This window comes from Collinsella aerofaciens, assembly GCF_039758815.1.
GTDB lineage: Bacteria > Actinomycetota > Coriobacteriia > Coriobacteriales > Coriobacteriaceae > Collinsella > Collinsella aerofaciens_BP.
The window spans coordinates 298197-312922 of sequence record NZ_JBDMSK010000001.1 but is presented as its reverse complement, the minus strand read 5'-3'; the positions used below and the strand labels follow the sequence as shown (position 1 = coordinate 312922).

General features: G+C 58.5%; 13 protein-coding genes. 12 read left to right on the top strand and 1 reads right to left on the bottom strand.

From position 1 onward, the window contains the following. Window positions 1-27: 27 nt before the first annotated feature. Entirely contained in the window at window positions 28-483 is a 456-nt protein-coding gene (locus tag ABHT90_RS01395) for a 2-thiouracil desulfurase family protein (protein WP_346981360.1), read from the top strand. Between the two features lie 46 nt (window positions 484-529). Here the strand turns inward: ABHT90_RS01395 and ABHT90_RS01390 are convergent, their stop codons facing one another. Then, window positions 530-1618, bottom strand: a complete 1089-nt coding sequence (locus ABHT90_RS01390) for an iron-containing alcohol dehydrogenase family protein (RefSeq protein WP_346981359.1) — start codon at window positions 1616-1618, stop codon at window positions 530-532. Between the two features lie 509 nt (window positions 1619-2127). On the opposite strand from ABHT90_RS01390, the gene ileS reads away from it, so the two are divergent. From ileS to ABHT90_RS01335, 11 genes are all read left to right on the top strand, one after another. Further along, the gene (ileS, locus tag ABHT90_RS01385) at window positions 2128-4905 is read left to right on the top strand and encodes an isoleucine--tRNA ligase (RefSeq protein ID WP_346981381.1); all 2778 of its coding nucleotides are present in this window, start codon (window positions 2128-2130) and stop codon (window positions 4903-4905) included. Window positions 4906-5217: 312 nt separating this feature from the next. After that, window positions 5218-5745, top strand: coding sequence for a signal peptidase II (gene lspA, locus ABHT90_RS01380; RefSeq protein ID WP_346981358.1), 528 nt, complete (start codon window positions 5218-5220; stop codon window positions 5743-5745). Next, window positions 5745-6758 carry an RluA family pseudouridine synthase gene (locus ABHT90_RS01375; protein WP_346981357.1) on the top strand — a complete coding sequence of 338 codons (1014 nt, stop codon included), beginning with the start codon at window positions 5745-5747 and terminating at the stop codon, window positions 6756-6758. Before lspA ends, ABHT90_RS01375 begins: the two co-directional genes overlap by 1 nt. Window positions 6759-6840: 82 nt before the next feature. After that, window positions 6841-8136 carry a glycosyltransferase family 2 protein gene (locus ABHT90_RS01370; protein ID WP_117635141.1) on the top strand — a complete coding sequence of 432 codons (1296 nt, stop codon included), beginning with the start codon at window positions 6841-6843 and terminating at the stop codon, window positions 8134-8136. Window positions 8137-8216: 80 nt separating this feature from the next. Next, window positions 8217-8639, top strand: a complete 423-nt coding sequence (locus ABHT90_RS01365; RefSeq protein WP_346981356.1) for a prepilin peptidase — start codon at window positions 8217-8219, stop codon at window positions 8637-8639. 31 nt (window positions 8640-8670) lie between these two features. Then, complete coding sequence (locus tag ABHT90_RS01360) at window positions 8671-9918, top strand: deoxyguanosinetriphosphate triphosphohydrolase family protein (protein WP_346981355.1); 1248 nt, start codon at window positions 8671-8673, stop codon at window positions 9916-9918. Window positions 9919-9979: 61 nt separating this feature from the next. Next, window positions 9980-11329: a replication-associated recombination protein A gene (locus ABHT90_RS01355; protein WP_346981354.1), complete on the top strand. Its 1350-nt coding sequence runs from the start codon at window positions 9980-9982 to the stop codon at window positions 11327-11329. A 100-nt stretch (window positions 11330-11429) separates the two neighbouring features. Continuing rightward, window positions 11430-12017 carry a hypothetical protein gene (locus tag ABHT90_RS01350; RefSeq protein ID WP_346981353.1) on the top strand — a complete coding sequence of 196 codons (588 nt, stop codon included), beginning with the start codon at window positions 11430-11432 and terminating at the stop codon, window positions 12015-12017. Beyond that, window positions 12010-12387 (top strand): hypothetical protein, encoded by a 378-nt coding sequence (locus ABHT90_RS01345; RefSeq protein WP_022094590.1) that lies wholly within the window; start codon window positions 12010-12012, stop codon window positions 12385-12387. The genes ABHT90_RS01350 and ABHT90_RS01345 overlap by 8 nt, the downstream gene beginning before the upstream one ends. A gap of 1 nt (window position 12388) precedes the next feature. After that, the gene (locus ABHT90_RS01340; RefSeq protein ID WP_022094589.1) at window positions 12389-13180 is read left to right on the top strand and encodes an RNA polymerase sigma factor SigF; all 792 of its coding nucleotides are present in this window, start codon (window positions 12389-12391) and stop codon (window positions 13178-13180) included. Next, complete coding sequence (locus tag ABHT90_RS01335) at window positions 13177-14586, top strand: AI-2E family transporter (RefSeq protein ID WP_346981352.1); 1410 nt, start codon at window positions 13177-13179, stop codon at window positions 14584-14586. The genes ABHT90_RS01340 and ABHT90_RS01335 overlap by 4 nt, the downstream gene beginning before the upstream one ends. Window positions 14587-14726: the final 140 nt, after the last annotated feature.

The following is a 14726-nucleotide window of genomic DNA, read 5'->3' as shown; positions in this document are numbered from 1 at the left end:
GGGGCGTTTTGCTTGAGAGGGATGGAAATGAAGATCGTGGTGAGCGCCTGCTTGATGGGCGAGAGCTGCAAGTATAACGGGCTCGATAACTACCACCGCGCGTTGGTCGAGGCTTGCGAGCGCACGGGGACCGAGGTCCTCCTCGTGTGCCCTGAGGTCTTTGGGGGCCTGCCCACGCCGCGCAAGCCGTCCGAGATTGTGAACGGAGAAGTTCGTACCTGCGAGGGCATTTCGGTCGATCGCGAATTTCGTCTGGGCGCTCAACGTGCGCTCGATATGTGCGAGCAAGCGGGCGGCCCGTCCGAGATCGTTGCGTGCATTTTGCAGGATCGCAGTCCGTCGTGCGGCGTGGACCATATCTACGACGGATCCTTCAGCGGCACGCTCACAACAGGTAACGGTGTCTTCGTTGACCTGCTCCTGCGCCACGGCTATCGTGTGATCCCGGCAAGCGAATTCGACTCGAGCATGTTACGGCAATAAAAAACGCCACAAAGGTGCTTGTCCCCATTGTGGCGGTTTTGGTCGGTTAGGCCAGGATAGAGTGGCCGTAGGCGTTGGCGGCCTTGATGGCGGCGGCGAACTTTTCGTCGGTGAAGGGCTCGGGGTTTCCCTGCTTCCACTCGTTGGTGGCGTGTGCGAACTCGCACAGGGCCGGGATGTCTGCCTCGGAAAGCCCGACCTGCTCAAGCGTCACGGGCAGGCCCATCTGCTTGTTAAAGGCAGCGTAGCGTTCAAGGTTCTCGGTGTCGCCCGTATAGGCAAACAGGACCAGCACGCCCAGGCTCACGACCTCGCCGTGCAGGTAGGTGCCCTCACGCGGAATGCTGCACGTGGCGTTGTAGAACGCATGTGCAACGCTCGAGTTGTAGTAGTAATCGTTTTGGTTGGTCAGGTTGGAGACGTAGCCCGTGTTGACCACGATGTCGAGCGCGATCTGCTTGACGGCCTCGCTCGACAGGTCCTGGCGCACGTCCTCTAGACCCTGGACGCCATAGGTAAACAGCGGCTCGGAGCAGGTATGGGCGAGTGCCAGGCCAAGTCCAGCGGTGTGCTCCAGGTTGCCAGCGCTCGTGGCGTACTCGACCTCGGGCTGCTTGGATAGGGCATCGCCCACGCCAGCCCAGAAGTACTCCGCCGGAGCCTCGGCGATTATCTTGGGGTTGATGAAGATGTGCGCAGGGCGGTTGGGGTACGAATAGCCCTCGAGCGAGCCATCGTCGTTGTAGACAACGGCAATGGCGGTCGCGGCGGAACAGTTAGAGCAAATCGTCGGCACCGTAAAGACGATCTTCTTGAGCTCGATGGCTGCGGTCTTGACGGTGTCGAGCGCCTTGCCGCCGCCGCATGCGATAAGCACGTCAGCTTCCTGACAGGCGGTGGAGTTCACGACCTTGGCGATATTGGCACGCGTGCTGTTGGTGCCATAGACGCGCGTCTCCAGAATCTCGACGTCGGTACCTGCCAGTGCAGCTTCAATGCCGGGAAGAGCTGCGGCCAGTGCCCGCTTGCCACCGATGATCGCGACCTTGGTCGCTCCGTATTCGGCCAGCGCGCCGGGCAGTTCGTCAAAGCAGTCTTCGCCGACGGTATAGTCGCTCATTCCAATCGTGCGCATAGCAACCTTCTTTCGTTCGATAGAGTGCTTTCAGGTATTTTGCTCCTAGAGAAGGGCTGTAATGGCGAGAAATTTCGAACGTATAAAACCAGTGTTGAGGGTTTTTCGCCGGCGCGGAACGTGCTAGCATACTCCGCATAAGCGTTGATGGGGACGAGTAGTCGGCCATCCGCATGCTACAGAGAGCGGGGAGCGCTGAGAACCCGTGCTTGCGACCGATGAAAATCACCCCGGAGCTGCGGTCCCAACGGACGTGCCGCATAGGCACGTCTTAGTAGACATCGCCGAGATGGTCGTCGATACAGGCCAGCCGAGTAACGGATGCGAGCGCGCGAATACGCGGGCGAGGGCATCTAAGCTGGGTGGTTAAGCGAAGAGCTTTTGCGGGCGTGCGGCCCGTTTGTGGCGCTTCGTCCCAGCTTGCAGGGACGGGCGCTTTTTTGGTGCCCAGAGGGCGTGCGCGCCCACGACATGAAAGGGTTACCGTGGCAAACGAGTACAAGCAGACGATGAATCTGCCCAAGACCGGTTTTCCCATGCGTGCCGGTCTTTCCAAGTCCGAGCCCAAGCGACTCAAGGACTGGCAGGACAACAAGGTCTACGAGCAGGTTCTGAAGAAGAACGAGGGTCACAAGAAGTTCGTGCTGCACGACGGTCCTCCGTACGCCAACGGCCCGATCCACATCGGCCACGCCATGAACAAGATCTCCAAGGACATGATCAACCGCTACTGGATGATGCAGGGTTATGAGGTTCCCTATGTCCCCGGTTGGGACTGCCATGGTCAGCCGATCGAGCACAAGGTCGAGGAGAAGCTCGGCACCGAGAAGTTCAACCAGACCTCCACGGCTAAGATCCGCGAGCTTTGCAACAAGTTCGCTGTCGAGAACATCGAGCTGCAGAAGGCCGGCTTCCGTCGCCTGGGCGTGCTTGGCGACTGGGACAACCCCTACCTGACGCTCTATCACCAGCATGACGCTGCCGACATCGAGGTCTTCAAGGCCATGTTCGATAAGGGTATGATCTATCGCGGTCACAAGCCCGTCCATTGGTGCAAGCACTGCCACACCGCACTCGCTGAGGCCGAGATTGAGTACTCCGACGAGACGAGCCCCTCCATCTTCGTGCGCTTTGAGATGACCTCCAAGCCCGCCGGCCTCGAGAACTTCGACGGCCCGGTTGACTTTATCATCTGGACGACCACGCCGTGGACCATCCCCTCCGACCAGGCAGTTTCTCTCAAGCCCGGTGCCGCCTACGTCGCCGTTGAGCACGACGACCGCGCCGAGGTCATGCTCGAGGACCTGGCTCCCAAGTGCTGCGAGGAGTTTGGCTGGGAGTACACCCCGGTTGTGGTCGACGGCAAGCCCTATGTGGTTCCCGCCGAGACCTTCCATCACATTCACTATAAGCAGCCGATCTTTGACGGTGTTGAGGGCGTGGCACTGTTGGCCGATTACGTCGGTGTCGATGACGGTACCGGTATCGTCCACAACTCGCCCGGTCACGGCGTCGACGACTACTTCGCCTGCCTCAAGGAGGGCATCACCGACATTTGCATGCCGGTCGATGACGACGGCAAGTTCTACACCGGCGAGGAGTTTGGCACCGGCGGCCCCTTCAGCGGCATGGATACCGACGAGGCCAACCCGCACATCATCGAGTTCCTGCGCGAGCGCGGCACCCTGGTCCTCGAGAAGAAGATCACGCACAGCTATCCGCACTGCTGGCGCTGCAAGCACCCGGTGCTCTTCCGTGCTACCGACCAGTGGTTTGTCTCGATGGACAAGACCGGCTTGCGCGAGCAGGCTGGCAAAGAGGTCCGCGAGAACGTCAAGTGGTATCCGGCCCATGCCGCCAACCGCATTGGCGCCATGGTCGAGCAGCGTCCCGACTGGTGCATCAGCCGCCAGCGCAACTGGGGCGTGCCTATCCCCAGCTACACTTGCGCCGACTGCGGCGAGAAGGTCATGAACGACGCCACGCTCGACGCCGTCATCAAGCTCTTCCATGAGAAGGGCTCCGACGCCTGGTTCACCGACGCTCCCGAGAGCTACCTGGGTGAGGCCTGCGTCTGCCCCAAGTGTGGCGGCCATCACCTCAAGGCCGATAAGGACATCCTCGACGTGTGGTGGGATTCCGGCGTGTCCTGGAAGGCCGTCTGCGAGTATCGCCCCGAGCTTGAGTACCCGGTTGACGTGTATCTCGAGGGCTCCGACCAGCATCGCGGTTGGTTCCAGAGCTCGCTGCTCACTTCGGTGGGCGCCAACGGCCATGCTCCCTACAAGGCGGTCGTCTCGCAGGGCTTCACGCTCGACGGCCAGGGCCGCAAGATGTCCAAGTCGCTCGGCAACGTCATCGACCCCAATAAGGTCTGTGACGAGATGGGCGCCGACATCATCCGCCTGTGGGTTGCTTCCGTTGACACCAGCTCCGACGTGTCCATCGACCACGAGATTCTTGCCCGTACGTCCGATGCCTACCGTCGTTTCCGCAACACGCTGCGCTTCTTGCTCTCCGAGCTCGAGGGTCAGTTTGAGCCCGAGACCGACGGCGTCGCCTTTGCCGACTTGCTGCCGCTCGACAAGCTTATGGTTGCCCGTCTGACCCAGGTCCAGGCCGAGGTCGACGACGCCTACGCCAGCTATGAGTTCCCACGCGCCTACCGTGCGCTCTACGACTTTGTGGTTACCGAGCTTTCCAACGTGTATCTCGACGCCCTGAAGGACCGTCTGTACTGCGACAAGCCCGGCTCGCTCGAGCGCCGCAGCGCCCAGACCGTGCTGGCCGAGCTCTTCTCGATGCTCATGCGCGACCTGCAGCCGATCCTGTCCTACACGGTCGATGAGGCCATGGCCTATGCGCCCGCCGGCTGCGTCGATCACCAGAAGTACGCCGCGCTGCTCGATTGGTACAAGTCGCCCATCACGGTCGACGAGGCCAATGAGTTTGAGGGTGTGCTCGAGGCTTCGCTCGAACTCCGTAGCGCCGTGACCAAGTCCCTTGAGGATGCCCGCTCTGCCGGCACCTTCACCAAGAGCCAGCAGGTTCGCGTCAAGGCGGTCGTTCCCGCCGAGATGTACGCGCTGCTGACCGGCGACAAGGCTGTCGACCTGGCCGAGTTCTACATCGTCTCCGATGTTGAGCTGACCCAGGGCGAGGAGCTCTCCGTTGCTATCGAGGCTGCCGAGGGCGAGTGCTGCGACCGTTGCTGGAACTACCGCACCACCGTCGGCGAGTACAACGGCCACGCGCATATCTGTAAACGCTGCGCGGAGGCGCTGTAGTTACGCGGTTTTACCAAACCGCGTAACGGCTCGACGCTGCAAACCCGCCAGAGCGGCAATCTGCCTTTCAGCTTCGGCGGCATGACCAGAAGGTCTATGCCGCCTTGCTTCAAGGCACCTTGCTCGCTCTGGCGGGTTTTCGCTGTCGGTAACGAATCATCGGCTATTTCGTTGCTGGTCAATATAAGATATTGATTTGCATTAAACGTAATTCGATGTTCTTGAGGGTAGGGGATTGATTTGGGTCGTGCTGGGGAAATGACGCCGCCTTTGCGTTGGCGGTTGGGTGTTGCTGGTGGGGTAGCGCTCGTTGTGCTCCTTGTTGACCAGTTGACCAAGCTTGCGGTTCGTGCCGTCGGCGATGCTCTGCATGTGACTGTTATCCCCGGTGTGATTGACTTTCTATTTGTCCGTAATATCGGTGCTGCCTTTAGCATGGGCGAGGGGCATGGTATCGCGTTTGCCGTGCTGGCGTTGGCGGTCATTATCGCTATTGCCGTGTACCTCGTTCGTGCACCCCAGCTCGCCCATCTTGAGGTTGTGGGCATGGCGATGGTTGCGGGCGGCGCCATTGGCAACGCGATCGACCGTCTTGCTTTTGGCTTCGTGACCGATTTTATTGCCACTACCTTCATTGATTTCCCCGTCTTTAACGTTGCGGACATCGGTATTACCGTGGGTGTCGTGCTCGCCCTCGTTGGTTACATGTTCTTGAGCCCTGCGGCCCGCGAAGTCGATGCGACTGCCGAGCTCAATGCCCGTGATGAGGCACGCGCCAAGCGCAAAGCCAAGCAGCGTGGGGAGCGTGCCCGCAAGATTCGCGAAAGGAATGAGCGCTAATGGCCGACATCCATATCCTTGTTGCTGACGATTGCGCTGGCCAGCGTCTCGATGCCTATCTGGGTGCCAATGACGGCTGCCCTACGCGCTCTGCCTGTGCACATCTGATCGAAGGCGGCGCCGTTGCCGTCAACGGCGAGACCTGCCTGTCAAAAAAGTATGCCGTGCGCGCCGGCGACCGCATCTCGGTTGACTTGCCCGAGCCGCACGATCCGACCGACGTGATTCCCGAGGCCATCCCGCTCGACATTCGCTATGAGGACGACTATCTCATCGTGCTCTCTAAGCAGCGTGGCCTGGTGTGCCATCCTGCGCATGGTCATGAGAGCGGTACGCTTGCGAATGCCCTGGTCTATCACTGCGGTATCGACCATCTGGGCACCGTTCAGGGCGAGGACCGCCCCGGCATCGTGCATCGTCTGGATCGCGATACCTCGGGCCTTATGCTCGCGGCTAAAGACGACGATACCCAGCGCGCGCTCCAAAATCTTATCCGTACGCGCACGCTCGACCGCCGCTACATTACGCTTGTTCACGGTCACATTGCCATGGACGAGGGCACTATCAATACCGGTATCGCCCGTTCTACGCGGGACCGCGTGAAGATGGCGGTTTCCGATGATCCCTTTGCACGCCAGGCCATCACGACCTTTAAGGTCCTCGAGCGCTTTGATTCCACGCGTTTTGACGACGGCTATACCCTCGTCGAGTGCCACCTATTTACGGGCCGCACACATCAGATTCGCGTGCATATGCGCCATATCAACCACGCCTGCGTGGGCGATCCGCTTTACGGCAAGTGCGATGCGCGCACTGACCAGGGCCTGACCAGGCAGTTCCTGCATTCCTGGCGCGTGGCATTCGATCATCCCGTGACGGGGGAGCGCATTGAGTGCCGTGATGAGCTACCGTGGGATCTTGCGGCGGTTCTGGATGATCTGGCCCCGCGTTCGCTCGGCCGTACTGCCGCTGGCGACGAAATCGTCCCGCAGCTCGGTCTGCTCGAAGCCTAGCCAGTATTAGGTGGTTTCTTGAACTCGGTAAGCCTGCGGTAAGATATACGGTTGTTTACGTAACGCGTTGCTGGGAGCCTGCATGCTCGCCTTTTTACAAACCAACACACCCATCGTGATCTTCAACCAGATTGTTGTCACGCTGCTCACGGTCTGCTTTCTGTACCAGGTGGTCTTCTTTGTCATTGGCGCTCTTCGTGGCGAGGTCGCGCCTCCCAAGGCAAAAAAACTCCATCGCTATGCTTTCTTTATTGCGGCACATAACGAGGAGGCCGTGATTGCCAACCTCGTTCGCTCCATCAAGGACCAGGATTATCCGTCCGAGCTTATCGAGGTCTTCGTGGTCGCCGATGCCTGCACCGACAACACCGCGCAGCTCGCGCGCGAGGCCGGTGCCATTGTTTACGAGCGTAATGACCTCGCTCGCAAGGGCAAGAGCTGGGTCATGGACTTTGGTTTCGATCGCATTCTCAACGAGTATCCCGACACGTTTGAGGGCTACTTCATCTTCGATGCCGACAACGTCATCTCCCGCGATTACGTGTCTAAGATGAACGACGCCTTTGACCAGGGATTCCATGTGGTCACGAGCTATCGTAACTCCAAGAACTTCGGCAGCTCGTGGATTTCGTCTGCCAACGCCACCTGGTATCTGCGTGAGGCCCGCTTCCTCAACAACGCGCGTAATATCTGCAAGACGTCCTGCGCTGTCTCGGGTTCGGGTTACCTTATTTCGGCGAGCGTGATCGAGGGCATGCACGGTTGGCAGTTCCACACGCTGACCGAGGACATTCAGTTCACTACGTTCTGCGCTATTCACGGTATTCGCATTGGCTATGCGCCGGCGGAGTTCTTTGACGAGCAACCCGTGACGTTCAAGGCATCCTGGAAGCAGCGTATGCGCTGGACCAAGGGCTTTTACCAGGTGTTCTTTACCTACGGCAAGCATCTGGTAAAGTCGACGTTCCGCTATCATCGCTTTGCCGCCTACGATATGTTCATGACGATCGCCCCGGGTATGCTGCTATCGCTGATCTCGATGCTCGCTAATGCGACGTTCTTGATTGTGGGTGGCCTTTCGCATGGTTTCTTGGCTACCGAAGTCGAGATGCAGGCGTGCGCCGCTTCACTCATTATGACCTTCGTCATGATGTATCAGACCTTCTTTATCCTGGCGCTGCTCACGACTATCTTTGAGTACAAGCACATTCACTGCGCGCAAAAGTGGCGTCTGGTGACTAACCTGTTTACCTTCCCGATCTTTATGTTCAGCTATATCCCCATCACGGTGGCCGCGCTGTTCCTGAAGGTCGACTGGGTTCCTACCCAGCATGCCGTAAACGTCACCCTCGACGAGGTCATGCAAGGCGCCAAATAACCACCACCAAATCCACCGCAAAGGGGACAGGCCCTTTGCGGTGGTTTTTGCTTTTGCGATGCAGCTCGAGGAGGTACTCGATGTTTTATATCCCGTTTTGGATTTGCATCTTTGCCGGCGCGGCGATTGATGCCCGTCAGCGACGTTTTCCCAATGAGCTTGCCGGTGCGTGTGCGGTGACGGCGTTAGTGGGCGTTTGGCTCGACCTCGGTTTGAACACAGCGCTTGACCACGCGGGCCTTGCCGTCATTGTGTATCTTACTCTCGTGCTGAGTGAGTCCTTCTGGCGTCGTCTTCGCCAAATCCCGGGCATCGGCATGGGGGATGCCAAGGCGCTCTTCGCGCTTTGCACGCTCGACCCTATGGGTGGCATCGTGGCATTTGCCGTCGCACTCCTGGCCCTGGCCCTCTCCTGCCTCTTCACAAAATCGCGCTCCCTGCCATTACTCCCGTTTTTGGTGCCGATTTTTGCCATAATCGAGGTCGTGGGCTGCACTTTGTAACCGATTGCGCATCCTTCTTAAGGAGCATGCCATGGCAACTAACCAAGAAACGGCCGTCATTAAGGCGCGCATGGACCGTATTCCCTCGGCGTTGTCGCCCGAACTTGTCGAGCGCATTGCCGCCGATCGTGCTTCGGGCTATGTCAACCCGTATCGTTGCAACGACGATCAGGTCATTCGTCGTATTGATCGCGCCGCCGACAAAGGCACGCTTATGCGTCCGGCGTTTATGCGCGATACCGAAAAGATACTTCATCTTCCGGCGTACACCCGTTATGCAGGCAAAACGCAGGTCTTTAGCTTCCGCAGCAACGACGATCTCTCACGCCGCGGTTTGCACGTGCAGCTCGTCTCCCGCATTGCGCGCGATATCGGTCGCGCCCTGGGGCTCAATTGCGATCTGATTGAGGCGATTGGCCTGGGTCACGACTTGGGACACACGCCTTTCGGCCATGCCGGCGAGCGCTTCCTCAACGATATCTATCACGAGCGTACGGAGCGTTATTTTTTCCATAACGCGCAGTCGGTTCGCGTGCTCGACGCGTTGTATGGCCGCAACGTGTCGCTCCAGACGCTCGACGGCGTGTTATGCCATAACGGCGAGTACGAGCAGCGTGTGTTTGAGCTCTCGGACATGGGCTCCTTTGACCAGTTTGACCAGACGGTTGAGGATTGCATTGCCACGGGCTATAGTGAAATTGAGCATCTGCGTCCCATGACGCTCGAGGGCTGCGTCGTTCGCATCTCGGATATTCTTGCCTACGTCGGTCGTGACCGTCAGGATGCGATCGCGGCGGGCCTGCTTTCGCCCGACGCTTTTGATGATGGCCGGGGCGGTGCCTACAACAGTTGGATCCTCACGCATGCCTCCATCGATATCGTTGAGCACAGCTATGGTAAGCCGCGCATCGAGATGAGCGAGGGCCTGTTTGGGGAAATCCGCCGAGCCAAGCGCGAGAACTACGAGAAGATCTATAGCAAGGGCGGTATCGAAGGCGATTCCGAGGTGGAGCTGCGCGAGGCCTTCGAAAAGCTCTACGACCGTTGCCTGCGGGATCTAAATAGTGGTGACGAGTCCTCTTACATCTTTAAGCACCATATTTCGCGCATTGAGCAGCAACTTTCCTACTACGATCGCACCTATGCCTGGCAGGACGACAAGGATCAAGCCGTGGTGGATTATATCGCGAGCATGACGGACGGTTATTTCTGCGAACTGACGAGCAAGCTGTTCCCGGGTCTAAAGTTTCCGCATCGTACCTATATTAACGAACGGTAGTTCGTATCCTTTCGGTATACTGGTTAGTTGAAAACGTTTTTGATTGATGCACGGGATGGCTATGGACGACCTTTTTTCTGCCTCGACGCGCGAGCGTTCCTTTAAAAATGCGCCGCTCGCGGTGCGCATGCGACCCAATTCGCTCGACGAGTACGTGGGCCAGCAAAAGGCCGTCGGTAAGGGCTCATGGTTGCGTGCCGCGATCGAGCACGACGTGCTTTCGAGCGTGATTCTGTACGGGCCGGCCGGTACGGGTAAGACGACGCTGGCCCACATTATCGCCAACCATACCAAGAGCGAGTTTGTCGAGGTCAGCGCCGTGACGGGTACCGTGAAGGATCTTCGCCGCGTGATTGACGAGGCCAAGACGCGCCTGAATACCTACGACCGCCGCACCATCCTGTTTATCGACGAGATTCACCGCTTCTCCAAGTCTCAGCAGGATGCCTTGCTGCATGCGGTTGAGAACCGTACCGTCATTATGATTGGCGCCACGACGGAGAATCCGTACTTCGAGGTCAACTCGGCATTGCTCTCGCGCGGTCGCGTGGTGGAGCTTGAGCATCTTAAAGACGAGGATATCGCCACGCTTATCGAGCGTGCGCTCGAGGCGCCGCAGGGTTTGAACGGCAAGTTCTCGGCCGATGAGGATACGGTTAAGACCATCTGCACGCTGGCAGCGGGTGACGCTCGCTCGGCGCTCACGACGCTCGAACTTGCGAGCGAGATTGCCGTCACGCGTCCCGATACCGAGGGAACGCCAGCGCCCGTGGCGGGGGAGCGCTATCCCATCACCGTGGATGACGTGAAGATCGCCAACCCGCGTCGTGGATTTTCGTATGACAAAAACGGCGACATGCACTACGACATCATCAGTGCGTTTATTAAGTCCATGCGCGGTAGCGACCCCGATGCCACAATCTATTGGCTCGCGCGCATGATTGATGCGGGGGAGGATCCCAAGTTTATCGCTCGCCGTATTATGATTCAGGCTTCTGAGGATGTTGGCAACGCCGACCCGCAGGCGCTTTTGGTGGCGCATGCCGCGTTTAAGTCTGCCGAGGTCATTGGCTATCCCGAGTGCCGCATTAACCTGGCTCAGGCTGCACTCTATGTGTGTTTGGCCCCTAAATCCAACGCGTGTGAGGCTTCGATTGATGCGGCGCTGGCCGATATCCATTCTAGTGGGCTTCGCGAGGTGCCGAGTTATCTGCGCGATCGCCATCGCCCAGGCAGCGACGACTACGGTGTGTATAAATACCCGCACGATTATCCCGAAGGCTGGGTCGATCAGCGCTATTTGCCCGAGGGGCTGGAGCGCGGTGCGTTCTGGCAGCCTGCCGGGCGCGGCTGGGAAGAGTGGCGCGTAGAGCAAAGCGAGCGCGACCGCAGCGGGAATGCACCGAAGTAGCTGCTGATAATTTTGTCCCACGTTGCTACTCTTGGCATGTTCGGTCCCCTTTGGGGTACCATGAAAAGCGTCTGTATTTCGATTTTTCCGGGAGGCTTGTATGAGTCCCATTCAAATCGCCCTGCTGCTGCTCGCCGTTGCCGGCGTGTGGGCCATCGCTGAGCTCGCGCTTACCCTGCGCAAGACCCGCAATGTTGTCGACTCGCTCGATAAGACCGTGAACGACCTCAACAACACCATCGCCGAGGCTCAGCCTGTGGTGGCAAAGCTCGATGGCGCTGTCGATGAGCTTACGCCGGCGCTTGCCCAGATGGAGCCGCTGCTTAAGTCGAGCAAGACGGCAGTTGATGCCCTTACCTCCAATCTCGTAGAGGTCGAAGCCGTGGTTCGCGACATTTCTGAGGTTACGGGCAGCATGGCCGAGGCCAGCAATGCTGTGTCTAGCGTGACCGACTCTGCCGCCGGTGCTGTGCAGAAGCTCTTCAATAAGGTGAAGGCTCCTGCAGCCGACGCCGATCGCAAGCTCGCCGCTGCCGCTGCGGAGGCCGAGCTGCCTACCGAGCGCGTCCTAATTGGCGAGGACGAGGCTGCCGCGGGCGACGATGATGGTCAGAAGTCTGTATCCAAGCCGGCTCAGTATTACACCTATACGCCCGCCGAGACCTCTGAGGAGTCCTGCGATGAGTAGCGAAGCAACCTGCCCTATCACGCTGACCGTTGCCGGTGACCCGCGTCTCGCTCGCCTTGTGCGCATGACGGCAGCCAACGTTGGTGCCCTGTGCTCTATGTCTGTCGATCGCATCGAGGACATCCGCATGGCTGCCGAGGAAGCCTTTATCTTTGGCTGCACGGCTGTTGATTCCGACGACATCTCAATCAAATTCGATGTCGATGAATCTCACGTTGGCATGACCTTTACCTTTGGCGATCAGGCCACCGTCGACGAGGATGACCAGGCTGCTGTTTATGCCGAGCTTATTTTGGCGAGCGTGTGCGACTCCTACGAAAAGACTGCGGCGCCCCTGACGCTTTCCCTCGACCTCAAGGCGGATATTTAATATGACCGAACGTTCCCGGAGCGGCAAGACCGCTTGGGACAAGGAGAAAACCCGCGAGCTGTTTCGTCGCTACAAGGAGACCGGTGATCCGGACGCCCGCGAACAGCTCGTCATGTCCCATATGAACCTGGTAAGGTTTCTTGCCAACAAATTTAAGAATCGCGGCGAGCCGCTCGACGACCTCATGCAGGTCGGCTATCTGGGTTTGCTCAAGGCTATTGACCGTTTTGATCCCGAGCGCGGTCTTGAGTTCACGACGTTTGCGACACCCACTATCCTGGGCGAGATCAAGCGCCATTTCCGCGACAAGGGCTGGAGCGTGCGCGTACCGCGTCGTCTGCAGGAGCTCTCGGCCAAGGTCAACCAGGCTACTGACAAACTTACCAACGAGCTGCAGCGTTCGCCCAAGGTTGAGGAGATCGCTGAGTATCTAGATGTGACTGTCGATGAGGTCCTCGAGGCTATGGAATCGTCTTCGGCCTATACCTCGGTGCCCATCGAGGCTCCTGGTGCGTCCGATTCCGACGATGCCCCTTCGATTCTCGACCGTTACGCCGACGACGACAACGAGCTCGACTTTACCGATGACCGCCTAGTGATCGAGGAAGCCATCCGTGATTTCTCGCCGCGCGAGCGCGAGGTGATCGAGCTGCGCTTTGTGAAGGGCATGACCCAGATCGAGATCGCCAAGAAGCTGGGTATTTCTCAGGTGCAGGTTTCGCGTCTGCTGCGCCGCACGCTTAAGAAGATTCAGGACAAGATCGACCCCGACGGAGTGATGATTCGTTCATGAGTGAGCACCCCCAACAAACCGATCGCGTGCTGCGCGACACCCGCATTCTGACGCTGCGCATTTGGGCTGTTGTCGGCTGCATTGTTATTGCTGCTGTCATCTTTAACCTTATGGGCATCCTGGCGCCGGTTATTGAGTTTCTTGCCGTCGGCTCCATCATTGCTTTTGTGATGTCCCCGATCACCAACTGGCTCGAGCACCATGGCGTGAATCGCGGCATCGGTTCGCTTATCGCGCTTATTGTTGTTGTTGCCGTGCTCGTCGGTGTCGTTTGCATCTTGTCGCCGATTCTCTTTGGTCAGATCATGGAAGTCCTGAGCCGCCTGCCCGAGCAGCTTCGTGTTGCGGGTGGCGATCTCAATGAGATGATCTCGCATGCCAAGACGCTCAATAACACGCCGCTCAAGGAGTATCTGGACGATAATCTTTCGTCGCTGGTTGCTGTGGCATCGAAGTATGTGTCTCAGATTGCTGCCGAGCTTGGCCGCGGTGTGTTCCCGCTCATCACCAATACGGCCTCGCAGTTGTTCGTGATCTTCCTTGGTCTGGTGCTTGCGTACTGGATGGCCTGCGACTACCCTCGCATGCACCACGAGATTTGCACCATCATCGGTCAGGAGAAGGAGACCTCGTACCGCTTTATGGTCGCCATCCTTTCTCGCTCTGTCGGCGGCTACATGCGCGGTATGGTCGTGACGTCCATCTGCGGTGGTTTCCTCGCCTTTATCGGTTTTATGATCATCGGCCATCCGTATGCGGCGCTCATGGCTATCTTTACCGGCATCATGCATTTGGTTCCGGTCGTCGGTCCTTGGGTGAGCGCAGCAATCGCCACAGTGCTCGGTTTCATGTTCAGCCCCATGTTGGCGTTATGGACGCTCGTTGTGACGATGGTCGCGCAAAACGTCACCGATAACGTGATTTCGCCTAAGGTCATGCAGAGCTCGGTGCAGGTGCATCCCATCATGAGCCTCACGGCGCTCGTTATTGGCTCGGCACTCATGGGACCCATCGGTATGATTATTGCCATCCCGCTTTGTGCGGCCCTCAAGGGTATCTTCGTGTACTACTTCGAGGATGAGACCGGCCGACAGCTTGTGGCCTATGACGGTGCCGTGTTTAAGGGCACGCCGTACCGCGATGCCGATGGCAACCCGGTCGCCGCCTACGACGCGCTCGGCGACGACACCTTCATCTACGAGTCTGAGCTTATCGGTAACGAGACTGCGCCCGAGGCCAAGGCCATGCCCAAGCCCGAGCTCGATAATCCCTGGATCAAGCTCTCTGGTCTGCAGCCCGATGCGACGGGCTTCTTCAAGAACCCCTTCGCTAAGGATGACGATTCCAACACGGATGACGACACCAAAACCGGCATCGACGGCTCCATGGACGATGATGACAACTAGCGGGGTAATTCGGATTAATATTCATACGCGCTAACATGCAATTTCGCTGAAGGGCCGGCATTGTGCCGGCCCTCTTTTTTGCACTTGCGCGGTGGGATGGTAATATCGTTACGTTTGAACTGTTTCGATGTGAAACCGAG